This is a genomic window from Mycobacterium sp. (genome assembly GCF_039583805.1).
Taxonomy (GTDB): domain Bacteria; phylum Actinomycetota; class Actinomycetes; order Mycobacteriales; family Mycobacteriaceae; genus Mycobacterium.
This window is the reverse complement of record NZ_JAVKSH010000001.1, coordinates 1-25,501: the sequence shown is the minus strand read 5'-3', so window position 1 is coordinate 25,501 and position 25,501 is coordinate 1. Positions and strand designations below refer to the sequence as shown.

The 25,501-nt window shown below is 70.5% G+C and carries 23 protein-coding genes; 10 read left to right on the top strand and 13 right to left on the bottom strand.

Annotated elements, in window-relative coordinates; translation table 11 throughout:
- The first annotated feature begins 147 nt into the window (after positions 1 to 147).
- Together ABDW21_RS00115 and purU are read left to right on the top strand one after the other, a co-directional pair.
- Entirely contained in the window at positions 148 to 1,329 is a 1,182-nt protein-coding gene (locus ABDW21_RS00115) for a permease (protein ID WP_343599337.1), read from the top strand.
- Between the two features lie 83 nt (positions 1,330 to 1,412).
- Positions 1,413 to 2,330 carry a formyltetrahydrofolate deformylase gene (gene purU, locus ABDW21_RS00110; protein WP_343599339.1) on the top strand — a complete coding sequence of 306 codons (918 nt, stop codon included), beginning with the start codon at positions 1,413 to 1,415 and terminating at the stop codon, positions 2,328 to 2,330.
- Between the two features lie 214 nt (positions 2,331 to 2,544).
- On the opposite strand, the gene coaD is transcribed toward purU, so the two are convergent.
- Genes coaD through ABDW21_RS00080 form a run of 6 tightly spaced genes read right to left on the bottom strand, consistent with a single transcriptional unit; the run spans position 2,545 to position 9,587 of the window.
- Positions 2,545 to 3,021, bottom strand: coding sequence for a pantetheine-phosphate adenylyltransferase (gene coaD, locus ABDW21_RS00105; RefSeq protein ID WP_343599340.1), 477 nt, complete (start codon positions 3,019 to 3,021; stop codon positions 2,545 to 2,547).
- A gap of 11 nt (positions 3,022 to 3,032) precedes the next feature.
- On the bottom strand, positions 3,033 to 3,599 hold the full coding sequence (gene rsmD, locus ABDW21_RS00100; protein WP_343599341.1) for a 16S rRNA (guanine(966)-N(2))-methyltransferase RsmD: 567 nt from the start codon (positions 3,597 to 3,599) through the stop codon (positions 3,033 to 3,035).
- 48 nt (positions 3,600 to 3,647) lie between these two features.
- On the bottom strand, positions 3,648 to 7,031 hold the full coding sequence (locus ABDW21_RS00095; RefSeq protein WP_343599342.1) for a pyruvate carboxylase: 3,384 nt from the start codon (positions 7,029 to 7,031) through the stop codon (positions 3,648 to 3,650).
- Between the two features lie 25 nt (positions 7,032 to 7,056).
- On the bottom strand, positions 7,057 to 7,686 hold the full coding sequence (locus tag ABDW21_RS00090) for a vitamin K epoxide reductase family protein (RefSeq protein WP_343599343.1): 630 nt from the start codon (positions 7,684 to 7,686) through the stop codon (positions 7,057 to 7,059).
- Positions 7,683 to 8,447 carry a DsbA family protein gene (locus ABDW21_RS00085; RefSeq protein ID WP_343599344.1) on the bottom strand — a complete coding sequence of 255 codons (765 nt, stop codon included), beginning with the start codon at positions 8,445 to 8,447 and terminating at the stop codon, positions 7,683 to 7,685. Before ABDW21_RS00085 ends, ABDW21_RS00090 begins: the two co-directional genes overlap by 4 nt.
- Positions 8,448 to 8,468: 21 nt before the next feature.
- Positions 8,469 to 9,587: an alpha/beta hydrolase gene (locus tag ABDW21_RS00080; protein WP_343599345.1), complete on the bottom strand. Its 1,119-nt coding sequence runs from the start codon at positions 9,585 to 9,587 to the stop codon at positions 8,469 to 8,471.
- On the opposite strand from ABDW21_RS00080, the gene ABDW21_RS00075 reads away from it, so the two are divergent.
- Both ABDW21_RS00075 and ABDW21_RS00070 read left to right on the top strand, forming a co-directional pair.
- Positions 9,586 to 10,419 (top strand): aldo/keto reductase, encoded by an 834-nt coding sequence (locus ABDW21_RS00075; protein ID WP_343599346.1) that lies wholly within the window; start codon positions 9,586 to 9,588, stop codon positions 10,417 to 10,419. The genes ABDW21_RS00080 and ABDW21_RS00075 overlap by 2 nt on opposite strands.
- A gap of 4 nt (positions 10,420 to 10,423) precedes the next feature.
- Positions 10,424 to 11,269 (top strand): aldo/keto reductase, encoded by an 846-nt coding sequence (locus tag ABDW21_RS00070; protein WP_343599347.1) that lies wholly within the window; start codon positions 10,424 to 10,426, stop codon positions 11,267 to 11,269.
- An 18-nt stretch (positions 11,270 to 11,287) separates the two neighbouring features.
- Here ABDW21_RS00070 and ABDW21_RS00065 read toward each other — a convergent pair whose 3' ends face one another.
- The 3 genes from ABDW21_RS00065 to ABDW21_RS00055 are packed head-to-tail and all read right to left on the bottom strand — an operon-like array spanning position 11,288 to position 15,950.
- Positions 11,288 to 12,001: an HNH endonuclease family protein gene (locus ABDW21_RS00065; protein WP_343599348.1), complete on the bottom strand. Its 714-nt coding sequence runs from the start codon at positions 11,999 to 12,001 to the stop codon at positions 11,288 to 11,290.
- 47 nt (positions 12,002 to 12,048) lie between these two features.
- Positions 12,049 to 14,283, bottom strand: coding sequence for an ATP-dependent DNA helicase RecG (gene recG, locus ABDW21_RS00060; protein WP_343599350.1), 2,235 nt, complete (start codon positions 14,281 to 14,283; stop codon positions 12,049 to 12,051).
- A 2-nt stretch (positions 14,284 to 14,285) separates the two neighbouring features.
- On the bottom strand, positions 14,286 to 15,950 hold the full coding sequence (locus ABDW21_RS00055; protein WP_343599351.1) for a DAK2 domain-containing protein: 1,665 nt from the start codon (positions 15,948 to 15,950) through the stop codon (positions 14,286 to 14,288).
- Positions 15,951 to 16,140: 190 nt separating this feature from the next.
- Between ABDW21_RS00055 and rpmB the strand changes: the two genes are divergently transcribed.
- From rpmB to sigC, 3 genes are all read left to right on the top strand, one after another.
- Positions 16,141 to 16,335 (top strand): 50S ribosomal protein L28, encoded by a 195-nt coding sequence (gene rpmB, locus ABDW21_RS00050; protein WP_343599352.1) that lies wholly within the window; start codon positions 16,141 to 16,143, stop codon positions 16,333 to 16,335.
- Between the two features lie 47 nt (positions 16,336 to 16,382).
- The gene (locus tag ABDW21_RS00045) at positions 16,383 to 17,108 is read left to right on the top strand and encodes a DUF2275 domain-containing protein (protein WP_343599353.1); all 726 of its coding nucleotides are present in this window, start codon (positions 16,383 to 16,385) and stop codon (positions 17,106 to 17,108) included.
- 69 nt (positions 17,109 to 17,177) lie between these two features.
- Positions 17,178 to 17,732 (top strand): RNA polymerase sigma factor SigC, encoded by a 555-nt coding sequence (gene sigC, locus ABDW21_RS00040; RefSeq protein WP_343599354.1) that lies wholly within the window; start codon positions 17,178 to 17,180, stop codon positions 17,730 to 17,732.
- A gap of 10 nt (positions 17,733 to 17,742) precedes the next feature.
- Here the strand turns inward: sigC and ABDW21_RS00035 are convergent, their stop codons facing one another.
- Together ABDW21_RS00035 and ABDW21_RS00030 are read right to left on the bottom strand one after the other, a co-directional pair.
- Positions 17,743 to 18,426 (bottom strand): uracil-DNA glycosylase, encoded by a 684-nt coding sequence (locus tag ABDW21_RS00035; protein WP_343599355.1) that lies wholly within the window; start codon positions 18,424 to 18,426, stop codon positions 17,743 to 17,745.
- A gap of 6 nt (positions 18,427 to 18,432) precedes the next feature.
- On the bottom strand, positions 18,433 to 19,404 hold the full coding sequence (locus tag ABDW21_RS00030; RefSeq protein ID WP_343599356.1) for a thiamine-phosphate kinase: 972 nt from the start codon (positions 19,402 to 19,404) through the stop codon (positions 18,433 to 18,435).
- Between the two features lie 98 nt (positions 19,405 to 19,502).
- Here ABDW21_RS00030 and ABDW21_RS00025 point away from each other — a divergent pair, with 98 nt between their 5' ends.
- Positions 19,503 to 20,048, top strand: a complete 546-nt coding sequence (locus ABDW21_RS00025) for a DUF3515 domain-containing protein (protein WP_343599357.1) — start codon at positions 19,503 to 19,505, stop codon at positions 20,046 to 20,048.
- Positions 20,049 to 20,106: 58 nt separating this feature from the next.
- On the opposite strand, the gene ABDW21_RS00020 is transcribed toward ABDW21_RS00025, so the two are convergent.
- Complete coding sequence (locus ABDW21_RS00020; protein WP_343709898.1) at positions 20,107 to 21,216, bottom strand: D-alanine--D-alanine ligase family protein; 1,110 nt, start codon at positions 21,214 to 21,216, stop codon at positions 20,107 to 20,109.
- Positions 21,217 to 21,292: 76 nt separating this feature from the next.
- Positions 21,293 to 22,303, bottom strand: coding sequence for an NAD(P)H-dependent glycerol-3-phosphate dehydrogenase (locus ABDW21_RS00015; protein WP_343709897.1), 1,011 nt, complete (start codon positions 22,301 to 22,303; stop codon positions 21,293 to 21,295).
- Between the two features lie 136 nt (positions 22,304 to 22,439).
- Between ABDW21_RS00015 and cofC the strand changes: the two genes are divergently transcribed.
- The gene (gene cofC / locus ABDW21_RS00010) at positions 22,440 to 23,072 is read left to right on the top strand and encodes a 2-phospho-L-lactate guanylyltransferase (protein WP_343603231.1); all 633 of its coding nucleotides are present in this window, start codon (positions 22,440 to 22,442) and stop codon (positions 23,070 to 23,072) included.
- Between the two features lie 82 nt (positions 23,073 to 23,154).
- On the top strand, positions 23,155 to 25,335 hold the full coding sequence (locus tag ABDW21_RS00005; RefSeq protein ID WP_343603232.1) for an RNA degradosome polyphosphate kinase: 2,181 nt from the start codon (positions 23,155 to 23,157) through the stop codon (positions 25,333 to 25,335).
- The last annotated feature ends 166 nt before the right edge of the window (positions 25,336 to 25,501 follow it).

Sequence of the window (25,501 nt, the reverse complement as noted above, 5' to 3'; positions counted from 1 at the left end):
TGTGTCGGACTTTTCGGCAATGCGGTGCCACGCACCTGCACACGTGGCGTCATTATGTCAGTTTGAGCGAAATGTCGGTTTGAGCGAATAGCGGGCAATCGTCGTGCGTCGTGGCGGCGCCACACACGCCGGCACAGGGAGGTTCTCATGGTGGACGACGCACTGAACGCCATCGGTCACGCGCTGGCCCTCGCCGGATCGATGACCTGGGAAATTCTGTGGGCACTGATCCTGGGCTTCGCCCTGTCGGCGGTGGTGCAGGCCGTGGTGCGTCGCTCGGCGATCGTGGCCGTGCTGGGCGACGACCGGCCGCGCACCCTGGCGGTCGCGGCCGCGTTGGGAGCGGCGTCGTCGTCGTGCTCCTATGCCGCGGTGGCACTGGCGCGGTCGCTGTTTCGCAAGGGCGCCGACTTCACCGCCGCCATGGCGTTCGAGATCGGCTCCACCAATCTCGTGGTGGAGCTCGGAATCATCCTGGCCCTGCTGATGGGCTGGCAGTTCACCGCCGCCGAGTTCGTCGGCGGACCGCTGATGATCGTCGTACTGGCCGTCTTGTTCCGGACGTTCGTGCGTCCGGGGCTCGTCGACGCCGCGCGCCGGCAGGCCGAGCGCGGACTTGCCGGGTCGATGGAAGGGCATGCGGCCATGGACATGTCGATCGCCGAGGGCGGTTCGTTTTGGCGACGACTGCTGTCGCGGCAGGGGTCGACGTCCGTCTCGCACGTGTTCGTCATGGAATGGTCGGCAATCGTGCGCGATCTGGCCATCGGGTTGTTGACGGCCGGCGCGATCGCGGCGTGGGTACCCGAATCATTCTGGCAGCGCTTCTTTTTCGTCCATCACCCGGTATTGTCGGCGCTCTGGGGTCCTCTAGTGGGACCGCTGGTGGCCATGGCCTCGTTCGTCTGCTCTATCGGCAATGTGCCGCTGGCCGCGGTGCTGTGGAACGGCGGGATCAGCTTCGGCGGCGTGATCGCGTTCATCTTCGCCGACCTGCTGATCCTGCCGATCCTGAACATCTACCGGAAGTACTACGGCACCACGATGATGCTGACGCTGCTGGGCAGCTTCTACGCCGCCATGGTCGCCGCGGGCTATCTCGTCGAATTACTCTTCGGCACAGCGCACCTCATACCGAACCAACGCCGGGAGATCGTCATGAGCGCCGGAATCTCCTGGAACTACACCACCTGGCTCAATATCGTCTTTCTTGTCGTCGGGGCGCTGCTGGTCGTCCGGTTCGTCACCACGGGCGGCATGCCGATGCTGCGCATGATGGGTGGCGCACCCGGCCAGCACGACGGACACGGCTCGTGCCACGTCGACTAGCGGCGGGTCGGATCCCCGATCCGGCCGCCGGCAGTACCCTTCCCGCAACACCATCGTCGTATCCCACTGCTGAAGGAGGCGCCGTGACCGCGCGCTCCGAGTCCGCGCAGGACAACTACCCCCAACCATCCGGCGGCCACCCGCCCCCTGCCGACATCGGTCGACTGCTGTTGCGCTGCCCCGACCGCCCCGGACTGATCGCGGCGGTGAGCGCCTTTTTGGCCAAGGCCGGCGCCAACATCATCTCCCTGGATCAGCACTCCACCGCGCCGGAGGGCGGAACATTCCTGCAACGTGCGATCTTTCATCTGCCCGGCCTGACGGCCGCCATCGACGACCTGGACCAGGAATTCGCGGGCACCCTGGCCGGCCAGTTCGCCATCGATTACCGGTTCACCGAGGCCGCCAAACCCAAGCGGGTGGCGATCATGGCGTCCAAGGACGACCACTGCCTGTTGGATCTGTTGTGGCGCAACCGTCGTGGTGAACTCGAAATGTCGGTGGTGATGGTGATCGCCAACCATCCCGACCTGGCCGATCACGTGCGCCCGTTCGGGGTGCCGTTCGTCCATCTCCCCGCCACCCGCGACACCCGCGCCGACGCCGAACAGCGGCAGCTTCAGCTGCTCCGCGGCAACGTGGATCTGGTCGTGCTGGCCCGCTACATGCAAATACTGAGCCCGGAGTTCCTCGACGCGGTGGGCTGTCCGCTGATCAACATCCATCATTCGTTCCTGCCGGCCTTCATCGGCGCGGCCCCGTACAAGCGGGCCCGCGAACGCGGCGTCAAACTGGTCGGCGCGACCGCCCACTACGTGACCGAGGTCCTCGACGAGGGGCCGATCATCGAGCAGGATGTGGTGCGGGTCAACCACACCCACACCGTCGACGACCTGGTGCGTCTCGGCGCCGACGTCGAGCGGGCGGTGCTGTCCCGTGCGGTGCACTGGCACTGCCAGGACCGCATCATCGTGCACGACAACCAGACGGTTGTTTTCTGAGACTTCTAGCTCAGTGATCAGGGCCCGCCCATCGACGCGACCTCCTCGGCCGGCGACGAGGACACGAACGAACACTGCGGCGTGGGTCACGGACCGCCGCCCAGAAGTCCGCCTCCTCGCCGCACAGTTGATCGAGCAGGATGTGCGCCCACATGTGCCCGCCGTAAGTGGTCCGGTTCGGCGGATGCGAGATGGGGGTCCAACCGTCGGCGCCTCAGGAATGCAACTTCTCCCGCAGCCGGCGATTCACCGGCTCGGGCAACAGATGTGACACGTCACCGCCGAGCATCGCGACCTCTTTGGCCAGCGACGACGACACGAACGAATACTGCGGCGTGGTCGCCACGAAGAACGTGTCCACGCCGGCGATATGCTTGTTCATCTGCGCCATCTGCAGCTCGTATTCGAAGTCGGTGCCGGTGCGCAGACCCTTGACGATCGCGGTCATCCCCCGGGACCGCACGAAGTCGACCACCAGACCTTCTCCGGCCTCCACCCGCAGGTTCGGCAGGTGGGCAGTCGACTCGTTGATCATCGCGATCCGCTCGTCGAGGTCGAACATGCCGGCCTTGTTGGGATTGACCAGGATTGCCACGACGACTTCGTCGAACTGGGCCGCGGCACGCTCGAAGACGTCGACGTGGCCCAACGTCACCGGGTCGAACGACCCCGGGCACACCGCGCCGCTCATGACCGACGACGCTACACGGTGCCGCAGCCGTGTTCGGCCAGCTCCAACCGGGTGTCGCCGTACTCGCGGGCCGACCACGTGTACCAGCCGGCCGGCCAGGTCAGCGGCGCGCGGCCGGCCGGACGCTCGACGGCCGCGACGGCGCCCGCGCGTACCCAGCCGTAAACGCTCAGCGCGGCCAGAACGGCCTCGACTTCGGCGGCGTCCACGTCGTAGGGCGGGTCGACCAGCACGAGGTCCACGGCAGAGGGGGTTCCCGCCGCCAGGACCGCTGCCGCGGTGCCCCGGCGCAGCGTGGCACCGGGCAGACCCAATGCCGCGATGTTGCGGGCGATGACAGCGCAGGCCCGTCGATCGGCTTCGACGAACAGCGCCGACACGGCGCCCCGGGACAGCGCCTCGAGACCCAGCGCGCCCGAACCGGCGTAGAGGTCCAGCACCGCCATCCCGGTCAGGTCGAGCCGGGCGGTCACCACGTTGAACAGCGACTCGCGCACCCGATCGGTGGTGGGCCGGACACCCCGCGGCGGGACCGCGATGCGGCGTCCCCCGGCGACGCCGCCGACGATCCGAACCATAAGCGCCGCTCCTCCCCATCGCTTCGCACTGCATCGTCGCCGGCGCGGTCAGCTCACCACCACCAGCAGGTCTCCGCCCTCCACCTGGGCGGTGGCCGACACCGCCACCCGTGCCACGGTGCCGTCGGCGGGCGCGGTGATCGGGGCCTCCATCTTCATGGCCTCGATGGTGGCGACGGTCTGGCCGGCGCGGACCTGGTCGCCGGCGGCGACGCTCACGGTGACCACCCCGGCGAACGGCGCCGCGATCTGGCCGGGAGCGCCCCGGTCGGCTTTCTCGGCGGCCGGCACCGTCTCGGCAATGCTGCGGTCACGCACCTCGACGGGTCGCAGCTGACCGTTGATGATGCACATCACCGTCCGCATACCGCGTTCGTCGGGCTCGGAGATGGCCTCCAACCCGATCAGCAACTCGACCCCGGGTTCCAGCGTCACCCGGTGCTCGTCACCCTGGCGCAGGCCGTAGAAGAACTGGTTGGCCGACAGCTGCGACGTGTCGCCGAAAGCCTCCCGGTGTTCCTCGAATTCCTTCGTGGGGCTTGGGAACAACAACCGGTTGAGGGTCGCCTGCCGGGTGGTGCCGGCCGAGGCCAGCGCGGCCTCGTCGCCGGCGGAGAGCTGCGGCGCCGGCTTGGCCTCCGCACGGCCCGCCAGCGCCGCGGTGCGCAGCGGCTCGGGCCAGCCTCCCGGCGGATCACCCAGCTCGCCGCGCAGAAACCCCAGCACCGATTCGGGGATGTCGAATCGTGCGGGGTCCGAGGCGAATTCGTCAGGACTGATGCCGGCGCCGACGAACGCCAGCGCCAGATCGCCGACCACCTTCGACGACGGTGTCACCTTGACCGGTCGGCCCAGCAGCCGGTTGGCCGCGGCGTAGGCGTCCTCGACGTCTTCGAACCGGTCACCCAGCCCCAGCGCGATGGCCTGCTGGCGCAGGTTGGACAGCTGCCCGCCGGGAATCTCGTGGTGGTACACCCGCCCCGTCGGCCCGGCCAGCCCGGATTCGAACGGCCCGTACACTTTTCGCAGCGCCTCCCAATACGGCTCCAAACCGCACACCGCCGCCAGTGACAACCCGGTGTCGAAGTCGGTGTGCGCCGCGGCGGCCACGATCGAGCTCAGCGCGGGCTGGCTGGTGGTTCCGGCCAACGGTGCGGCGGCCCCGTCGACCGCGTCCGCTCCGGCGTGCCAGGCCGCCACGTAAGTCGCGAGCTGGCCGCCCGGCGTGTCGTGGGTGTGCACGTGCACCGGCAGGTCGAACCGGCTACGCAGCGCGCCGATCAGCTGCCGCGCCGCCTGCGGCCGCAACAGCCCGGCCATGTCTTTGATGCACAGCACGTGCGCACCGGCGTCGACGATCTGCTCGGCGAGTGTGAGGTAGTAGTCCAGCGTGTAGAGGCGCTCGTCGGGGTCGGACAGATCGCCGGTGTAGCACATCGCGACTTCGGCTATCGCAGAACCGGTTTCCCGTACCGCGTCGATGGCCGGGCGCATCGAGTCGACGTTGTTCAGCGCGTCGAAGATCCGGAAGATGTCGATCCCGGTCGCCGTGGCCTCCGCCACGAACGCCGACGTCACCACCTCGGGATAGGGCGTGTACCCGACGGTGTTGCGGCCCCGCAGCAGCATCTGCAGGCAGATGTTGGGCAGCGCCTCGCGCAGCGCGGCCAGCCGCTCCCAGGGATCCTCCTTCAAAAACCGCAGCGCCACATCGTATGTCGCCCCGCCCCAGCACTCCATCGACAACAGCTGCGGGGTGAGCCGGGCGATGTGGGGCGCCACCATCAGCATGCCGCTGGTCCGCACCCGGGTGGCCAGCAGCGACTGGTGCGCGTCGCGGAAGGTCGTCTCGGTGACACCGACAGCCGCCGACGTCCTCAGCCAGCGCGCGAAGCCGTCCGGACCCAGCTGCATCAACCGCTGCCTGGACCCGTGCGGCGGCGCCGCCGACAGGTCGATGTCGGGCAGCTTGTCCTGCGGGTACACCGCCGACGGCCGCGAGCCGTGCGGCTTGTTGACGGTGACATCGGCCAGGTAGTTCAGGATCTTGGTGCCGCGGTCGGCCGAGGATCGCGCCGTCAACAGCTGCGGCCTCTCCTCGATGAACGACGTGGTGATCCGCCCGGCCGCGAAATCGGGATCGTCCAAAACCGCTTGCAGGAACGGGATATTCGTCGCGACACCGCGGATCCGAAACTCGGCGACCCCGCGCCGCGCCCGGGTGACCGCAGTGGCGAAGTCGCGGCCCCGGCAGGTCATCTTGACCAGCATCGAGTCGAAGTGCGCGCTGACCTCGGCGCCGAGGTTGGTGCTGTCGTCCAGCCGGATGCCCGCACCGCCGGGCGTGCGGTAGGCCGTGATCCGGCCGGTGTCGGGCCGGAACCCGTTGGCCGGGTCCTCGGTGGTGATCCGGCACTGCAGCGCCGCGCCGTGCGGCGTGATCGCTTCCTGCGGCAAACCCAAGTCCGCGAGGGTCTCGCCGGCGGCGATGCGCAGTTGCGACGCCACCAGGTCGACGTCGGTGATCTCCTCGGTGACGGTGTGCTCGACCTGGATGCGCGGGTTCATCTCGATGAACATGTGCTCGCCGCGCTCGTCGAGCAGAAACTCCACGGTGCCCGCGCAGCTGTAGCCGATGTGGCGGGCGAACGCGACCGCGTCGTCGCAGATTCGCTGGCGCAGTTGCGGATTCAGGTTCGGTGCGGGCGCCAGCTCGATGACCTTCTGATGGCGGCGCTGCAGGCTGCAGTCCCGCTCGTAGAGGTGGATCACGTTGCCCTGCGCGTCGGCCAGGATCTGCACCTCGATGTGGCGCGGGTTGACGACCGCCTGCTCGAGATAGACGGTCGGATCCCCGAACGCCGACTCGGCCTCGCGGCTGGCTGCTTCGATCGCGTCCGGCAGCGCCGCGGGCTCGGTGACCCGCCGCATGCCGCGGCCCCCACCACCAGCGACGGCCTTGACGAACAACGGGAACGCCAGGTCGGACGCGGCGGCCACCAACTCGTCCACCGAGACCGACGGCGTCGAGGACGTCAACACCGGCAGGCCGGCCTCGCGTGCCGCGGCGATCGCCCGGGATTTGTTGCCGGCCAGCTTGAGCACCGCGGCATCGGGGCCCACGAACGTGATCCCGGCCGCCGCGCAGGCGTCGGCCAGTTCCGGATTCTCCGACAAGAACCCGTATCCGGGATAGACGGCGTCGGCCCCGGCGCGACGGGCGGTGCCGACGATCTCGTCGACCGACAGGTACGCCCGGACCGGGTGCCCGATCTCGCCGATCTGGTAGGACTCATCGGCCTTGAGCCGGTGCACCGAGTTGCGGTCCTCGTAGGGGTAGACGGCGACGGTGGCGATGCCCAGTTCGTAGGCGGCGCGAAACGCGCGGACCGCGATCTCTCCGCGATTGGCCACCAGCACTTTGGAGATCACGCGGCAACCCTACCTACACGCCTACCTATACCAGCGTCGACCAGTAGTCCCAGAACCGGGACAGGATCAGCAGGAGGACCCCGGTGAACCACAAGGTGACGATCGACCACCGGTACCGATAGAGCTCGCGTGCCACGACGCTACCGCCGAGCGCCGGGCGCAGCGCGATCGACGCGACGACCACCAGCAGCGGAACGGCGACCGCCCACACCGCCATGCAGTACGGGCACAGCGCCCCGATCCGGTACAGGCTCTGAAAGATCAGCCAGTGCACTAACCCGACGCCGGCCAGCGTCCCCACCGCCAATCCCATCCAATACCACTGCGGCAGCGCCACTTTCGCGACGGTCAACACACCGGTGACCACGACCACAGTGAACGCCGCGATGCCGATCAGCGGATTGGGCACGCCCAGCACGGCGGCCTGCGGCGTCGTCATCACCGAGCCGCAGGACACCACCGGGTTGAGGTTGCACGACGGCACGTAGGACGAGTTGAGCGCGATCTTGATCTTCTCGACCGTCAGCGCCACCGACGCGACCAGGCCGACCGCCCCGGCGATCAGCACCCACCACGCGCTGGGCGACGACACAACGGGCGCGCTGCGCGGCTCCGAATCCTGTTCGGCGGGTTGGGCCGACGCCGCAACGGTCACGACGGCGGCGGAGTGACCGCCGAGTCCAGGCCCGGCACGTTGCCGACGATTTCCTTGATCTTGGCGACCAGCGCCTCCGGCGTCGACGGGCTGTAGTCCTGGCCGTTGATGCGGACCGTCGGGGTGGCGTGCACGTTGACCGCCGCCGCCATGCCGTCCACCATCGGCAGGTACTTGCCGCTGTCGACGCAGCCCGGCACCGTGCCCGCCGCGCCCGCCTCACGGGCGATCTCGATGAGCCGCGCGTTGTCGGGGAAGGTGGTGCCGATCTCGCTGGGCTGGATCGCCGTGCTGAACAACGCGGCGTGGAAGCGCAGGAACGCGTCGACGGACTCGTCGGCCACGCAGTAGGCCGCGGCGCCCGCTCGCGACGAGTAGTCGTGGTTTCGCGGGCTGTTCAGGATGCCCACCATGTAGTAGTCGGCCGCGATGGCGCCGCTGTCGACGAGCTTGGACACCGTCGGCCCGAACGTCCGCTCGAAGTTCCCGCACGCCGGGCACAGGAAGTCCTCGTAGAACGACACCGTGGCCTTGGGATCCTTGCCGCCGTCGCCGGTGACCAGCTTGCTCGACGTCACCCGGATCGCTCGCCCCGCGGCCTCGCCCCTGGTCTTGTGGTTGTGGGAGATCACGATGTAGCCGAGCAGCGCGACGGCGAAGACCACCACGACCGCGGTCAGCCCGATCCGCATCGCCAGGTCTCGGCGGCTGCCGCCGACTTTGGGGTCATAGCCCACGGGACGTTTCGATTTGTTGGCCACGGGGTCAGCGTACCGGCCGACTCAGACCCGGCTGAGGTGCGCACGCAGAGCCGAGGTCAGCTCCGCGGTGGCCAGCGCACTTCCGCCGCCGAGCGGGAACAGGTTGGCGAACGCGTGGGTCAGCGAGCCCATGCGGCGCAGGTCGACGACGTTGCCGGCGGCCCGCAACGCCGCCGCGTAGCGCTCACCCTCGTCGCGCAGCGGGTCGAAACCGGCGACGGCGATCAGCGCGGGCGGCAGGCCGGACAGGTCGTCGGCCAGCAGCGGCGACACCCGCGGGTCGGCGGGGTCGATATCGGAGGTGCCGACGTACTGGTCGGTGTACCAGTCCATGTCGTGTTTGGTCAGCAGGAAGCCGTCGGCGAACAGCGTGCGAGACCGGGTCTGGGCGGTGCAGTCGGTGACCGGGTAGATCAGCCACTGCACGGCCGGCATCGGGCCGCCGTCGTCGCGCGCCAACTGCGACACGACCGCCGCCAGGTTGCCGCCGGCGCTGTCCCCGCCCACCGCGACCGTGCCGGGCAGCGCCCCCAGCTCGGCGGCGTGCTCGTGCGCCCAGCGGAAGGCCGCGTAGGCGTCGTCGGCAGCCGCCGGAGCCGGGTGCTCCGGGGCCAGCCGGTAGTCGATCGCCAGCACGTGGACGCCGGCGTCACGGCAGGTCAGCCGGCACAGCTGATCGTGGGTGTCCAGGTCGCCGATCACCCAACCGCCGCCGTGATAGAACACCAGCATCGGCGCTGGGTCGGCGCCGGCCGGGCGGTAATGCCGGGCCGGGATGTCGCCGGCAGGCCCCGGCAGCGCGATGTCGCCGACCGCGACGTGGATCTGCGGGCCGGGCAGCGCCTGGCAGGTAAGCCGAATCTGGGCCCGCGAGGCGACGGGGTCGTCGTCGATGACCAGGCCGGTGATGCCGGCGGCGCGCTGCGCGGCCAGCGTCACCTGCAGTGTGGTGTCCAGCGTGTTGCCGTCGAGGGTGACCGACCGGCCGCCGCACAGCAGCCGCTTGGCGCCGGCCGGGAGCCGGGGAATGAGCTTGAGGCCGGCGCCGGTGGCGAGCTCCTGCACACGGCCGGGCAGGCGGACCGGGCCGCGGCGTGCCCCTCTCCGCGGTGCCGTCCCGGCTGGCAGACTGCGTGTCATGGCTGCTCCCCTCGTCACGCTCAATGACGGTAATGCGATCCCCGCGGTCGGATTCGGCGTTTTCCTGATTCCACCCGCGGACACCGAGCAGGCAGTGAGCGCCGCCCTGCGCGCCGGCTACCGCCATATCGACACCGCGGCGGCCTACCGCAACGAGCGGGCGACCGGACGGGCGGTCGCCCAGTCGGGCGTGCCCCGCGACGAACTCTACGTGGTGACCAAACTGTGGAACGCCGACCAAGGCTACGACAGCACCCAGGCGGCGTTCGACGCCAGCATGGACCGCCTCGGCCTGGACTACCTCGACCTATACCTGATCCACTGGCCGATGCCGCAGAAGGGCACCTTCGTCGACACCTTCACGGCGTTCGCCCACCTGCGCGAACAGGGCCGAATCCGGTCCATCGGGGTGAGCAACTTCGAACCCGAGCACCTGCAGGTGCTCATCGACACCACCGGGATCGTGCCCGCTGTCAACCAGGTCGAGCTGCATCCGCGGCTGCCGCAAACCGAGTTGCGTGCCGTGCACGCGCGGCTGGGCATCGCGACGGAGGCCTGGGGACCGCTCGGTCAGGGGTCGCTGCTGACCGACCCGGTTGTCACCGCAGTCGCCGCAGCGTGCGGGCGAACACCTGCCCAGACTCTGATCAGGTGGCACCTTCAGCTCGGAAACATCGTGATCCCCAAATCAGTGCACCCCGAGCGGATAGCGAGTAACTTCGACGTGTTCGATTTCGAACTCGACGCCGAGCAGATGGCGGCGATCTCCTCGCTCGACGACGGAACCCGCCTCGGTCCCGACCCACGAACCTTCGACTTCACAGGCAGGTGAGCTGATGCCGAGCGCCGCTATCCCCTCAGTCCGTTCCGTCGCGCTCAACGACGAGAACACCATGCCGGTGCTGGGCCTCAGCGTGGCCGAGTTGTCCGAGGCCGAGGCGCAGCACGCGGTGTCGGCGGCACTGGAGCTCGGCTGCCGGTTGATCGACACCGCGGCGGCATACGGCAACGAGGCCGCCGTCGGCCGGGCGATCGCCGCCTCGGGGATTTCGCGCGCCGAGCTGTTCGTCACCACCAAGCTGGCGGTCGCCGACCAGGGCTTCACCAACACGCAGCAGGCCTGCCGGGCCAGCCTGGAACGGCTGGGCCTGGACTACGTCGACTTGTACCTGGTCGACTGGCCGGCGCCGCGGCTAGGCGAGTACGTCAACAGCTTCGGCGGCGCGATCCAGTGCCGGGGCGACGGCCTGGCCCGCTCGATCGGGGTGGCCAACTTCACCGACGAGCACCTGGCGAACGTCATCGACCTCGCGTTCGTCACCCCCGCGGTCAACCAGATCGAGCTGCACCCGCTGCTCAACCAGGCCGCGCTGCGCGAAGCCCACGCACAGCACAACGTCGTCACCCAGGCCCACACCCCGCTCGGCGGTGGCCGCCTGCTGGATCACCCGACGGTGAGCGCACTGGCCGCCGAATACGCCAGGACGCCCGCTCAGGTGCTGATCCGGTGGAACCTGCAGCTGGGCAATGCCGTCGTGTTCCGCTCGGGTGAACCGGAGCGCATCGCCGGCAACCTCGACGTGTTCGATTTCGAGCTGGCCGCCGAGCACATGGATGCGCTGGACGGTCTCAACGACGGCACCCGGGTGCGCGCGGACCCGCTGACCTACACCGGCGCCTGAGGCGACCGGGCAGCGGCGCTACCCGGTCGGGCAGGTGGCCGCGGCCCGGCGCAGGACCTCCGCCGACGCCTCGTCGACCGGCAGCGAGTAACCGCGCAGCACCTCGATGTACTGCATGCTGTACTGGCACCAGAACGCAGTGTTGGGCGGCATCCATCGCGCGGCCTGCGCGTCCCCCTTGTCCTGGTTGGCCGGTCCCGACACCGCCAACAGGTTGGCCGGGTCGTTGGCGAAACGCACCCGCTCGGAAAACGGCCAGTCGTAGGCGCCCATGTCCCACGCCAAAGCGAGCGCGACGATGTGGTCGATCTGCACCGCCTCGCCGACCTTCGCGCCGCGCTGGAAGTCGATCGTGGCGTTGGTGTACGGGTCGTGCAGGATGCCCGTCGCGACGGCGTCGGGGCAGCGCTTGATCGACACGTAGGTCTTGTCGACGAGGTCGCGATTGAGGATGTCGTCGCGGGTGTCGCAGCCGTTGTGCCCGCCGGGTGCGTCGTTGTCGTCAGTCCACGCCTCGCCGAACGCGGAGCGGCGGTAGTCGTAGCGGTGGATCCGCTTCGGCACCACCACGATCCCGGCCAGCACGTCGGCTCCGGGTGCCACCGTCGGCACGTCGGCGCGCGCGGCGAACTCTTCGGTGCGGTCGTGCGCCGACGACGCCACCACCTGGTGGGCGACCACCACGGCGAGCACGGCGACCGCCGACAACCACAGCAGCGTTCTGCGGCTCATGACCTGTCGCTTCTCATGACCTGTCGCTTCTCATGACCTGTCGCTTCTCATGACTTGTCGAGGTATTCGATGCGTTCGGTGCTGGTGAACGGCGCCGCCAGCCGGGTGAACCCGACGTGCGACGGATCCTGTACGTAGACATCCTCGCACAGTTCGCGGGCTGTTTCGATCACCTCACGGTGATCGGCCAGCGACAGCAGCCGCAACGTGATCGCACGACCAGACTGGTTGCGGCCCAACACATCCCCTTCTCGACGCTCCGCAAGGTCCAAGTCTGCCAGAGCGAACCCGTCGAGCGTGCCGGCGACCGCGCCCAGCCGCCGGCCCGCCCGCGACCCCGGCGAGACCCCGCTGGCCAGCAGGCACAAGCTGGCCTCGGGGCCGCGCCCGATCCGCCCCCGCAGCTGATGCAACTGGCTGATCCCGAACCGGTCAGCGTCCATCACCAGCATCACCGTCGCGTTGGGCACGTCGACACCGACTTCGATGACGCTGGTGCACACCAGGACGTCGATCCGGCCGGCGCGGAACGCCGTCATCACGGCATCCTTCTCGTCGGCCGGCAACCGGCCGTGCATCAGGCCCAGTCGCAGGCCGGCCAGTTCGCGCCGGCCCAGCCGGCCGAACAGGTCGACCGCCGTCGCCGAGGGTTGTGCACCCTCCTCGAACTGTCCCGCGGCGGTCTCGGCTTGGTCGTTCTCGTCGATGCGGGGCGCCACCACGTAGGCCTGGCGCCCGTTGCGCACCTCTTCGACGATGCGCCGCCAGGCCCGGTCCAGCCACGCCGGCTTGTCTTTGACGAAGATCGTGGTCGTGGTGATCGGCTGGCGCCCACGCGGAAGTTCGCGCAGCGTCGCGGTTTCCAGGTCGCCGTAGACGGTGAGCGCGACGGTGCGCGGAATCGGGGTAGCGGTCATCACCAGCAGATGCGGGGTGACGCCGTCGGGGGCCTTGGCGCGCAACTGATCCCGCTGCTCGACGCCGAAACGGTGCTGCTCGTCGACCACGACCATGCCCAGCCGTCGGAACTCGACGGCGTCGTGCAGCAGCGCGTGGGTGCCGACGACGATGCCGGCCCGCCCGCTGGTGATCTCGGCGCGGACCTGTTTCTTCTGCGCCGCCGACATCGAGCCCGTCAGCAGCTCCACCTGGGTGGCGTCCTCAGCGCCGCCAAGCCGGCCGCCCATCGCCAGCGGGCCCAGCACGTCGCGAATAGACTGGACATGTTGTGCGGCAAGCACTTCCGTCGGCGCCAACAGGGCGCACTGGTAACCCGCGTCGACCATCTGCAGCATCGCCAGCACCGCGACGATGGTCTTGCCCGAGCCGACCTCCCCCTGTAGCAGCCGGTTCATCGGGCGGTTGGCCGCGATCTCACCGGTCAGCGTTTCGAGCACGTCGCGCTGCCCGTCGGTCAGGTCGAACGGCAACCGCCGCACCAGCATCGCCGCCAGCCCGTCGCAACGCCGCGGTGCCGCCGGCCCGGATTGCGACAATTCGCCGTGCCGGCGCGTCACCAGCGCCCACTGCAGGCCGACAGCCTCGTCGAACGTCAGCCGCTCCCGGGCCCGCCGCCGCTCCTCGGCGCCCTCGGCGAGGTGGATGGCGCGCAGCGCCTCGTCTTCGGAGACCAGGCGGTAGTGCCGAAGCAGCGATTCCGGCAACGGGTCGGCGATCGGGTCGAGCACCTCGAGCACCTGGCGCACGCACGCGTAGATGTCCCAGCTCTGCAGTTTGGTGCTGGCCGGATAGATCGGGTAGCAGGCCCGTTCGAACGCGCTCAGTCGCACGTCGCCGCTGACCGCCCGCGATGCCTTGGCGATGTTGCGCAGCGAACTGCTGCCGTGGTTCTTGCCGTCCCGCGGGTCCAGGACGAGGAAGTCGGGGTGGGTCAGCTGCATGACGCCCCGGAAATACCCGACCTCCCCGGACAGCATGACGCGAGTTCCGACGGGGAGCTGATCCTCGAACCACTTCTTGGCGTGAAAGAACGTGGCGGTCACCTTGTTTCGCCCCGAACCGAGGGTGATGACCAGATACCTTTCCTTGGGGCGGGTTTTCATCGGATGTCCTGCGGCGCTGGTGATCTTGTCGACGAGCGTGACGTGCTCCCCGACAGGGGGCCGCTCGTCGTCGGCGCCGCGCACCGTGGTGCCCTCGACGTAGCTGCGCGGGTAGTGCCGCAGCAGACCTTCGACGGTCCGGATGCCGAACACGTCGTCGAGCGACTCGGCGGCTTCGGCGCCCACGATGAAGTCCAGCCGGTCGTCCAACGCCACCATGGCTACTCGACCCCGATCAGCACCGCGTCGCCGCGATGACCGGTGCGATAGGTCACCAGCTCGATGCCGGCATGCTCGTCGTGGATGTGCCGTTCCAGTGCGGCGCCCACCGCGCCGACCCCGGCGCCATCGCCGATCAGGACCGTCACCAGCTCACCGCCGGCGGCCAGCAGCAGATCCAGCAGTCCGGTGGCGGCCGAGGTGATGTCAGGGGCCACAATCAGCACCTCGTCGGCGGCGATGCCCAGCCCGTCTCCGGGCGCACACGGTCCGGCGAACGTCAGCGCCGTCTCCGACGCGACGCGCACCGACCCGTGTCGGGTCGCGCCGGCGGCGCGGGCCATGGTGTAGCCGTCGTCGACGGCCTGCCGGCCCGGTTCGTGCACGGCGAGCGCCGCCAACCCCTGCACCATCGACCCGGTCGGCAGCGGCACCACATCGATGCCCCAGCCGATGGCCGCCGTGCAGCCCGCCACCAGTTCTTCGGCGGGCACGTAGCCGTTGGGCAACACCATCACCTGGGCGGCGCCGGTGTCGACCAGCCCGCGCAGCAACTGCTGGGCGCTGACCCCGGCGGCGTCCGGGTCGGGCCGCAGCACACAGGCGCCCTCCCCGGCGAACAGTTCGGCGGCGCCGTCGCCGTCGACTACCGCCAGCACCGCCCGTTCGGCCGTCCAGCTGCCCGGCGGCAGCCCGCTGACGTGGCCCGTCAGCGCCGAGATCTGGATGCGGGTGGGCCGCCCGGCCACCAGCCCCGCCTCGACCGCGGCCCCGGCGTCGTCGGTGTGCACATGCACCGAGTAGCCGCCGGCCGCGCCGGACGACGCGGTCGCGATGGCCACCGAGTCGCCCAGCCGGGTGAGCCGCTTGCGCAGCGCCTCGGCGCCGGCGGCGTCGCAGTCACCGAGCAGATACATCACCTCGAACGGCGCCGGCCGGCCGGCGGCGCCGTTCGAGGTGATGTCGACCGGCGTCTGGCGCGTCGGCGCCCGGTACACCGGGCGGGCGGGAGCGTGCCCGGTCAGCGTCGAGCACAGCGCGTCGAGCAGCACCAGCAGACCGCGGCCGCCGGCGTCGACCACGCCCGCGTCTGCCAGCACCGCGAGCTGCTGCGGGGTTTTATCCAGCGCGATCACGGCGGCGTCACCGGCCGCGGCGACGGCCGTGGCCAACCCGCCGCCGCCGCGTGCGCACTGCTCGACGGCGCCGGCCGCGGCCCGCAGCACCGAGACGATCGTGCCGGGCACCTCCCGGCCGCCCATCGAGGCGACGACCAAGCCCACGGCGTGGCGCAGCCCGTCCCCGAGCGTCGCCGCGTCGATGGTGTCCAGGCCACCCCCGGACTCGGCGGCCGCGGTGGCGGTGATGTCGGCGATGCCACGCAGGATCTGCGACAAGATCACCCCGGAGTTGCCGCGCGCCCCGTTGAGCGCGCCGGTCGACAGAGCGGCCGCCACCCGGGCCACGTCACCGGCGGCGGCGACGGTGTTGGCCTCGGCAAGCGCGGAGCGCATGGTGAACAGCATGTTCACCCCGGTGTCGGAGTCAGCGACCGGGAACACGTTGAGCCGGTTGATCTCGTCGAGATGGGTGATCAGGTCCCCGACGGCGGTGTGCGCCCAGTCGCGCAGCGCGGACGCGGTCAGCAGGCGACCCGGTGTGTGCACGCGCCACCTCCTGGTCCACCTCTTCGATGGGCGTTCGATGGGCGCCAGCCTAAAGCGTGTGGGCGACAGCGCCGGTCCAGGTCCGGCGGCTGTGCGTCGTTTTGGCGGTTGCCGCCGACGACGGCTATCCTGACCAAGTCGTCGGGCCACCCGTTCGGTTGTCGGCCTTCGAGCTTCGAGGAGTTTTCACATGGCCGCCGTGTGCGATATCTGCGGGAAGAGCCCCGGATTCGGCAAGTCGGTGTCGCACTCGCACCGCAGGACCAGCCGCCGGTGGGATCCCAACGTCCAGACCGTGCACGCGGTCACCCGCCCGGGCGGCAACAAGCTGCGGCTCAACGTCTGCACGTCGTGCATCAAGGCCGGCAAGGTCGCCCGCGGCTGACCTCAGGGGACTGGCGGGCAGCCGCCGGCATGCGCCAAGATGCAAGGGTGCGGTGCGAAGTTGCCCGAGAAGCGCTGTCGGCACGGTTGGACGGCGAGCATCACCATGCCTCGGCGCCCCGGGTCGACGCCCATCTGAAGACCTGCGGCGCGTGCCGCAGCTGGCTGATCGGCACCGCGGTGCAGACACGCCGGTTCGCCGCTGCCGACATCGGCCAGGCCCCTGACCTGGCCGACAGGATCATGGCGGCCGTCGCCGGCGCGCCGGCCGGGCCGCGCCCCTGGCAGGGGTTCGGCTATCGGCGGTGGGCGCTGATCGTCGTGGGTGCATTGCAGGTGGCCGTGGCGGTGGCGCAGATCGTCGGGGTCGACTTCGGCATGGTGTCCGGCTCGGGGCATGGCGCGATGACCGGGGAGCATCTGCTGCACGAGTCCACCGCGTGGTTGCTGGCGCTGGGCGCGGCCATGATCGCCGCGGGCATCTGGCCCGCGGTGTCGGTGGGCGTGGCGGCGATCGTTGCCGCGTTTTCGCTGGTTCTTGCGGGCTATGTGACGCTCGACGCGCTGCACGGCCAGGTGACCGCCGCACGCATGGCAAGTCACCTGCCCATCCTGGTCGGACTGGTGTGCGCGGTGCTGGTGGCGCAGCAGCGGGGCGGCGCGCGCAGGCCGCACGACATCAGCGCCGGACCCGCCGACCTGCCGCTGCCCCCGGACGTCTCGCGCGGTCGGCGCCGCCGGCACCTGCGGCCGATCAACCGCTCCGCGGCCTGAGCAGCGCGCCTCACGCGAACTATGACCACTCGTCGTAGCGAGGCCGGATCCGCGTTAAGGTCGGAGGTCATGACCGCGGGTAGCGACGACGACGCCGTCACCGCACTCGCGCTGTCGGCCGCGCGCGGGAACACCCGGGCCCTGGAGGATTTCATCAGGGCCACCCAGCACGACGTCTGGCGGTTCGTCGCCTACCTGGCCGACCGGCGCAGCGCCGACGACCTGACCCAGGAGACCTACCTGCGGGCGATCGGCGCCATCCGCGGGTTCGCCGGCCGCTCCAGCGCCCGGACCTGGCTGCTGGCCATCGCACGTCGCGTCGTCGCCGACCACATTCGCCGCGCGCAGTCGCGGCCCCGCATCGCCGACGGCGCCGATCCGGTGCGCATGTGCGACCGGGTTCTCTCCGCTCGCGGTTTCGAGGACATTGTCGAGGTGACGATGCTGATCGCCGGCCTCACCACCGATCAGCGCGAAGCGCTGTTGCTGACGCAGTTCCTGGGCCTGTCCTACGCCGATGCCGCGGCGGTGTGCAGCTGTCCCGTCGGCACCATCCGCTCGCGGGTGGCCCGTGCCCGCGATGCGCTGCTGGCCGACGCGTCCAGCGACGACCTGACCGGGTGACGGTTGGCGCTCAGGGCAGCCGCCAGTCGATCGGCTCGGCACCCACGGCGGTCAACGAGTCGTTGGCGCGGCTGAACGGCCGGGACCCGAAAAAACCCCGCGCCGCCGACAGCGGCGAAGGATGCGGTGATTCGATTGTGCTGCAGGAATTTTCGGACAACATCGGTTCGAGTGTCGACGCGTCCCGACCCCACAGGATGGCCACCATGGGTTGCTTGCGGCCCGCCAGCGCGCGAATGGCACATTCGGTGACGGTCTCCCAGCCCTTGCCCCGGTGCGACGCCGGGTTGCCCGGCTGCACGGTGAGCACCCGGTTGAGCAGCATCACCCCGCGCTGCGCCCACGGCGTCAGATCGCCGCAGGACGGCGCCGGATAGCCCAGGTCGGTGGTGTACTCGGCGAAGATGTTCTCCAGGCTGCGCGGCAGCGGCCGCACGTCGGGCGCCACCGAGAAGCTCAGGCCCACCGCATGACCGGGGGTCGGATACGGGTCCTGCCCGACGATCAGCACGCGGACCTGTTCGAAAGGAAACGTGAACGCGCGCAACACGTTCGGGCCAACAGGCAGGTAGCTTCGGCCGGCGGCGATCTCGGCTCGCAGAAATTGCCCCAGCTGCGCCACCTGCTCCGCGACCGGCTGCAATGCCCGCGCCCACCCGTCCTCGACCAGTTCGTGCAGCGGACGCGCGGTCATGTCGCGCTACCCTACCGACCCGAACGCGTCCCAGCCCGCGGATCCGCGCCACGGCGAGCCGTCGAGGAGCACGCGTGCCGGCCCGTCGAGCACCCGCCCGATGACCCGCCATCCGGCCGGAACCGCGCCGGGAAACGCGGCCACCAGGGCGTGGTCCTCGCCCCCGCCGAGCACCCACTGCCACGGGTCGCAGCCGGCCGCACCGGCGGCCGCACGCAACGCGTCGCGATCGGCCGCCAGCGCGTCGCTGCTCAGGTCGACGCCCACCCCGGACGCGTCGGCCAGGTGCCGCAGGTCGCCCACCAGTCCGTCGGAGACGTCGATCATCGCCTGGGCCCCGGCCGCGGCGGCAGCCCGGCCCTGCCCGTAGGGCGGATGCGGCACCAGATGACGCCGCCGCAAGTGGTCGAATCCATCGATACCGTTGTGCCACAGCGCATATCCAGCTGCCGAGCAGCCCAGTTCGCCGGCGGCGGCGATCACCGCGCCGGGGCGCGCCCCGGCGCGCAGCACCGGCGCCCGGCCGGCCAGATCGCCGAGCACCGTCACCGACACCACCCACTGCGGGCAGGCGACCAGGTCGCCGCCGACGATTCCCGCTCCCAGGCCGGCGCCGACCCGCCCGGCCTCCGCCCACATCCCGTCGGCGAGCGCAGTGACGTGGGCGGCCGGTGTCTGCGGCGGGGCGCCGAAGCCGACGACGAACGCGGTGGGCCGGGCGCCCATCGCCTCGACGTCGGCGGCGTTCTGGGCGACGGCCTTGCGCCCCACGTCGTGCGGTGTCGACCAGTCCAGCCGGAAGTGGCGGTCTTGCACGAGCATGTCCGTCGACACCACGACGCGGCCGTCGCCGGCGCGGACCACGGCGGCGTCGTCGCCCGGACCCAGCTCGACCGCCGCGGGCTGGTGCCGGCCCGCGATCAGCCGGTCGATCACGCCGAACTCGCCCAGGTCGGCGAGCGTCGGACGGCTGTTCACATTCGCCTCACATTCGCCTCCATGTCGGCGGGTCGCACACGACCCACGGTAGGTTGTCCTGCGCCGACTCCGGGAGTGTAGGCACGACCGAGCTGGAGGTGACCGTGGCCGACTCCGAGGCGCTGCCGCGCGCGGCGCTGATCGCGGCGCTGGCGCTGGCCGTCGGCGCGATCGGCGCCGTCCTGGCGGTCGCGGCGCTGCACCATCCACGCCCGCAACCCGTCGTGGTCGCGGCGATGCCCGCACCCGGTGCGCAGGACCAGACATGCCGGGCGCTCATGGCGGCGCTGCCGGAGCGGCTCGGCGACTACCAGCGCGCCGCCCTTGCGGCGCCGGCGCCGGCCGGCACCGCGGCGTGGCGCACCGGCGGCGGCGGCGAACCGGTGGTGCTGCGGTGCGGACTCGACCGTCCGGCCGGCTTCGTGGTGGGTTCGCCGACCCTGGTCGTCGGGTCGGTGCAGTGGTTCGACGAGGCGGACCGCGCGGACCGGGCCGCGAGCAGCACGTGGTACACCGTCGACCGGCCGGTGTACGTGGTGCTGACCCTGCCGGCGGGCTCCGGGCCGACCCCGATTCAGCAGCTCTCCGAGGTGATCGAGCAGACCGTCGCGGCGGTGCCGATCGATCCGGCCCCGCCGCGCTGACGGGCCGGGCCCAGGGCAGGCCGGGTCCAGGGCAGGCCGGGCCCAGTGCAGGCCGGGCTCAGGGCAGGCCGGCCCCGCGGGCCAGCGCCGTGTCGACCATCGTTGCCAGCAGGGTCGGGTAATCCAGGCCGCTGGCCGCCCACATCCGCGGGAACATCGAGATCGCGGTGAACCCGGGCATCGTGTTGATCTCGTTGACCACCGGCCCATCCTCGGTGAGGAAGAAGTCCACCCGGGCCAGGCCCGCGCAGTCGATGGCGCCGAACGCCCGGATCGCCAGCCGTCGCACCTCCGCGCTGACGTCGTCGTCGACCTTGGCGGGCACGTCGAGCTCGGCGGCGGCGTCGAGGTATTTGGCGGCGAAGTCGTAGAAGGAGTCCTCGCGGCCCCGAACCCCGGCCACCCGGATCTCCCCGACCGTGCTGGCGTGCACGGTTCCGTCGGGGAATTCCAGCACCCCGCACTCCAGCTCCCGCCCGGTGATCGCGGACTCGACGATCACCTTCGGGTCGTGCCGGCGGGCCGCGGTGACGGCCGCGGGCAGCCCGTCCCAGCTGCTCACCCGGCTGACGCCGATCGACGACCCGCCGCGCGCCGGTTTGACGAACACCGGCAGCCCGAGCCGGTCCCGCTGGGCGGCGTCGAGCGTGGGCTGCGACGGCCGCAGCACGACGTGGTCGCCGACCGGAAGCCCCGCCGCCGTCAGCAGTTTCTTGGTGAACTCCTTGTCCATCCCCACCGCGCTGGCCAGCACCCCCGCGCCGACGTAGGGCACACCGGCGATGTCGAGCAGGCCCTGGACGGTGCCGTCCTCGCCGTAGCGGCCGTGCAGCACCGGGAACACCACATCCACCGACGCCAGCACCTCGCCGCCGCCGCGTGACAGCGACACCAACTGGCCTGCCCGCCGCGGGTCGGGCGGCAGGACCAGCTCGGTTCCCGATCCGGGTCGCACCCCCGGCAGCTGCCGGTTGGTGATGGCCAGCGCGTCGGGGTCGGCGTCGGTGAGCACCCAACAGCCATCCGGGGTGATGCCCACCGCGACCACCTCGAACCGCCGCGGGTCCAGGTTGCGCATGATGCTGCCCGCCGAGACGCAGGAGATCGCGTGCTCGTTGCTGCGCCCGCCGAAGACGACGGCGACGCGGATACGGCCGGGTGCGCTCACAACCTAGAGAGGCTACCGGGTTTCGGCGGCGGCGCCGGCTGCCGCGCTGTGGCCTGCGGCGTTGCTCAATGCGGGCTCACTCGGGCTTGGTGCCGCGTCCCAGCAGCAGCAGCATCGCCTCGGCGACGGACAGACCGCGGTGGCAGACCCGGTGCACGGCGTCGGTGAGCGGCATCTCGACGTCGTAACTGGACGCCAGCGCCAGCACCGACTCGCAGGACGGCACGCCCTCCACGACGTGGCCGTCCCACGTTCGCAGCGCCGACTCCATCGTCTCGCCGCGGCCCAGGCGTTCGCCGAAGGAGCGGTTGCGCGACCGGGGCGAGGTGCAGGTGGCCACCAGGTCGCCCACCCCCGCCAGGCCCGCCAGCGTGGCCGCTTTGGCGCCGAGCGCGATGCCGAGCCGCATGATCTCCGCCAGCCCGCGGGTGATGATCGCCGCCGCGGTGTTCTCGCCGAAACCCACCCCGGCCGCCATCCCGCAGGCCAGCGCGATGACGTTCTTGCAGGCGCCGCCGACCTCGGCTCCGATCACGTCGGCGTTGGTGTAGGGCCGGAAGTACGCGGTGTTGAGCATGCGCTGCAGCGCGACCGCCCGGCCGGAGTCGCCGCAGGCGACCACGGTGGCGGCGGGCTGCTCGGCGGCGATCTCGCTGGCCAGGTTGGGCCCGGAGACCACCGCCACCTGCCCGGGGTCGACGCCGGTCACCGCGACGATGACCTGGCTCATCCGCATCAGGGTGCCCAGCTCGATGCCTTTTGCGACGCTCACCAGGGTCGCCCCGTCGGCGAACGACCCGTTCCACTGCCCGAGGCTGGCCCGCATCGTCTGGGCGGGCACACTCAGCAACACCGTCGACGCGCCGCCGAGCGCCTCACCGGCGTCGCCGGTGGCGCGGACTCCCGCGGGCAACCGCACGCCCGGCAGGTAGTCGGCGTTGAGACGGGTGGCGTTGAGTTGCGCGGCAAGGTCTGACCGCCGGGCCCACAGCCGGACGTCGCTGCCGGCGTCGGCCAGCACCTTGGCCAGCGCGGTCCCCCAGGCGCCGGCGCCCATCACGGCCACCGCGCTGTCCGTGTCGATCATGCACCCCCTTGCCGGTGGCCGCGGCCGGGCCACCCGCCGGCGCTTCAGCGTAGTCCGGGCGGACGGGTCGCCCCCCGCGAACTGTGCGGGTCGTGCGACGCAGAACCACACCGGCACGCTTTGGCAGGATGGCCGCATGAGCGGTGACGTCGGCTTGCTCATCGCCGTCAAGCGGCTGGCCGCCGCCAAGACCAGGCTGTCGCCGCTGTTCTCCGCGTCGACCCGGGAGAGTGTGGTGCTGGCCATGCTGGCCGACACGCTGACCGCGGCCGCGGGCGTGCGGGCGCTGCGCGGCATCACCGTCATCACGCCCGACGCCGCCGCCGCGGCCGAGGCGGCCCGGCTCGGCGCCGACGTGCTGCCCGACCCGACACCGGAGGGCCACCCCGACCCGTTGAACAACGCGCTGGCGGCCGCCGCGCGCCAGATGTCGCAGTCGCTGGCCAATATCGTCGTGCTGCAGGGAGATTTACCGGCGCTGCAGACACCGGAGCTCGCCGAGGCGATCGTCGCCGCGCGCCGCCACCAGCGCAGCTTCGTCGCGGACAGGCCCGGCACCGGAACCACCGCCCTGTGCGCGTTCGGAGTGGGGCTCGACCCGCGATTCGGGCCGGATTCGGCGGCGCGGCATCGGCATTCGGGGGCGATCGAGCTGACCGGGGCGTGGCCCGGCCTGCGCTGCGACATCGACACCCCCGACGACCTGGCCGCCGCTCGCCGCCTCGGCGTGGGCCCGGCGACCAGCCGGGCGATCCGACAGGCCAATTGACGTCAGGTGAACAACGCGCAGACGGCGACGCCGTGTCGGTCGAGCGCTGGCAGCACCGCCGTCGATAAGCCATGATCGCAAGATGACCGAGACCGAAGCCAGGGAGATCGCCGCAACCACAGTCGACGACGAGGCGGCCTGGCGCCCGGGTGACTCGACGCCGGCGGCGCCGCCCGCCGCGACCGCGGCGGAGACCGACGACGAACTGCCCGAGCACCGCTACCTCAACCGCGAGCTGAGCTGGCTGGACTTCAACGCCCGCGTGCTCGCACTGGCCGACGACACCTCGTTGCCGTTGCTGGAGCGGGCCAAGTTCCTGGCGATCTTCGCCTCCAACCTCGACGAGTTCTACATGGTCCGGGTCGCCGGCCTCAAACGCCGCGACGAGATGGGCCTGTCGGTGCGTTCCGCGGACGGCCTGACACCGCGCGAACAGCTGCGCCGGATCGGCGAGCAGACCCAGCAGATCGCCGGCCGGCACGCGCACGTCTTCCTCGACTCGGTGCGCCCCGCCCTGGCCGGGGAGGGAATCCACGTCGTCACGTGGGCCGACCTGAACGAGCACGAACGCACGCGGCTGTCGGACTACTTTCACGAGCAGGTCTTCCCGGTGCTGACGCCGTTGGCGGTCGATCCCGCTCACCCGTTCCCGTTCGTCAGCGGCTTGAGCCTGAACCTGGCGGTCACCGTGCGGCGACCCGACGACGGCGGCCAGCACTTCGCCCGGGTGAAGGTGCCCGACAACGTCGACCGGTTCGTCGAGCTCAGCGGCGCCGACAGTGCCGACGGGCAGCCGGAGGTCCGCTTCCTGCCGACGGAGGAACTCATTGCGGCGTTTCTGCCGGTGCTGTTTCCCGGTTTGGAGATCGTCGAGCACCACGTGTTCCGCATCACCCGCAACGCCGACTTCGAGGTCGAAGAGGACCGCGACGAGGACCTGCTGCAGGCCCTGGAGCGGGAGCTGGCGCGGCGGCGGTTCGGCTCGCCGGTGCGACTGGAAGTCGGCGACGACATGACCGAGAACATGCTGGAGCTGTTGCTGCGCGAACTCGACGTGCACCCCGGTGACGTCATCGAAGTGCCGGGGCTGCTCGACCTGTCGTCGCTGTGGCAGATCTACGACGTGGACCGGCCGGCGCTGAAGGACCGGCCGTTCGTGCCGGCGACGCCGCCCGCCTTCGCCGAACGCGAAACCCCCAAGAGCATCTTCGCCACGCTGCGCGAAGGCGACGTGCTGGTGCACCACCCCTACGATTCGTTCTCCACCAGCGTGCAGCGGTTCATCGAGCAGGCTGCCGCCGATCCCACCGTGCTGGCCATCAAGCAGACCCTGTACCGCACGTCGGGTGACTCGCCGATCGTGCGGGCGCTGATCGACGCCGCCGACGCCGGGAAGCAGGTGGTGGCGCTGGTCGAAATCAAGGCCCGCTTCGACGAGCAAGCCAACATCCGGTGGGCCCGCGCGCTGGAGCAGGCGGGCGTGCACGTGGTCTACGGGCTCGTCGGGCTCAAGACGCACTGCAAGACCGCGTTGGTGGTGCGCCGCGAGGGGTCGACGATCCGGCGGTATTGCCATGTGGGGACCGGCAATTACAACGGCAAGACGGCGCGGCTGTACGAGGACACCGGCCTGCTGACCGCCGATCCGGATATCGGCGCCGACCTGACCGACCTGTTCAATTCGCTGACCGGCTATTCACGCAAGTCGTCCTACCGCAACCTGTTGGTGGCCCCGCACGGAATTCGCTCGGGCATCATCGAACGCGTCGAACGTGAAATCGCCGCTCACCGTCACGACGGCGACGGCCGAATCCGGCTCAAAATGAACGCTCTGGTCGACGAGCAGGTCATCGATGCGCTCTACCATGCATCACAGGAGGGTGTGCGCGTCGAGGTGGTGGTGCGCGGAATTTGTGCGCTGCGGCCCGGCGCGCAGGGTCTGTCCGAAAACATCGCCGCGCGATCGATTCTCGGCCGTTTCCTTGAGCACTCGCGGATCATCCACTTCCGTGCCATCGACGAGTTCTGGATGGGCAGTGCGGACATGATGCATCGCAACCTCGACCGGCGGGTCGAGGTGATGGTTCAAGTCAAAGACCCGCGACTGACCGCACAGCTCGACGACATATTCGAGTCCGCGCTCGATCCGGCGACCCGGTGCTGGGAGTTGGGGCCGGATGGGCAGTGGACCGCGTCGCCGCAGGCCGGCCACACCGTGCGCGATCATCAGGTCTCGTTGATGGAGCGGCACCGCAGCCCTTGACTCCCGTTGCATTCTCGACCGTCCGGCCATCCGGCCCAGCGGCCCCGAATTGACCTGCAGGAGTGAGGGTGTCAGCTGTTGCGGTCCGAGTGGTGGGTAGTTGTCGGTGGTGTGCTGTAGGAACAGAGGTATGAATTTGGCGGTGTGGGCGCAGCGCAACGGTGTT

Excerpts from the sequence above, each read along its gene's own strand:
- ABDW21_RS00115 (WP_343599337.1), top strand. The coding sequence starts at position 148 with ATGGTGGACGACGCACTGAACGCCATCGGTCACGCGCTGGCCCTCGCC.
- coaD (WP_343599340.1), bottom strand. The coding sequence starts at position 3,021 with ATGAGCGGCGCGGTGTGCCCGGGGTCGTTCGACCCGGTGACGTTGGGC.
- rsmD (WP_343599341.1), bottom strand. The coding sequence starts at position 3,599 with ATGGTTCGGATCGTCGGCGGCGTCGCCGGGGGACGCCGCATCGCGGTC.
- ABDW21_RS00075 (WP_343599346.1), top strand. The coding sequence starts at position 9,586 with ATGGCTGCTCCCCTCGTCACGCTCAATGACGGTAATGCGATCCCCGCG.
- ABDW21_RS00080 (WP_343599345.1), bottom strand. The coding sequence starts at position 9,587 with ATGACACGCAGTCTGCCAGCCGGGACGGCACCGCGGAGAGGGGCACGC.
- ABDW21_RS00070 (WP_343599347.1), top strand. The coding sequence starts at position 10,424 with ATGCCGAGCGCCGCTATCCCCTCAGTCCGTTCCGTCGCGCTCAACGAC.
- ABDW21_RS00065 (WP_343599348.1), bottom strand. The coding sequence starts at position 12,001 with ATGAGCCGCAGAACGCTGCTGTGGTTGTCGGCGGTCGCCGTGCTCGCC.
- recG (WP_343599350.1), bottom strand. The coding sequence starts at position 14,283 with ATGGTGGCGTTGGACGACCGGCTGGACTTCATCGTGGGCGCCGAAGCC.
- rpmB (WP_343599352.1), top strand. The coding sequence starts at position 16,141 with ATGGCCGCCGTGTGCGATATCTGCGGGAAGAGCCCCGGATTCGGCAAG.
- sigC (WP_343599354.1), top strand. The coding sequence starts at position 17,178 with ATGACCGCGGGTAGCGACGACGACGCCGTCACCGCACTCGCGCTGTCG.
- ABDW21_RS00035 (WP_343599355.1), bottom strand. The coding sequence starts at position 18,426 with ATGACCGCGCGTCCGCTGCACGAACTGGTCGAGGACGGGTGGGCGCGG.
- ABDW21_RS00015 (WP_343709897.1), bottom strand. The coding sequence starts at position 22,303 with ATGATCGACACGGACAGCGCGGTGGCCGTGATGGGCGCCGGCGCCTGG.
- cofC (WP_343603231.1), top strand. The coding sequence starts at position 22,440 with ATGAGCGGTGACGTCGGCTTGCTCATCGCCGTCAAGCGGCTGGCCGCC.
- ABDW21_RS00005 (WP_343603232.1), top strand. The coding sequence starts at position 23,155 with ATGACCGAGACCGAAGCCAGGGAGATCGCCGCAACCACAGTCGACGAC.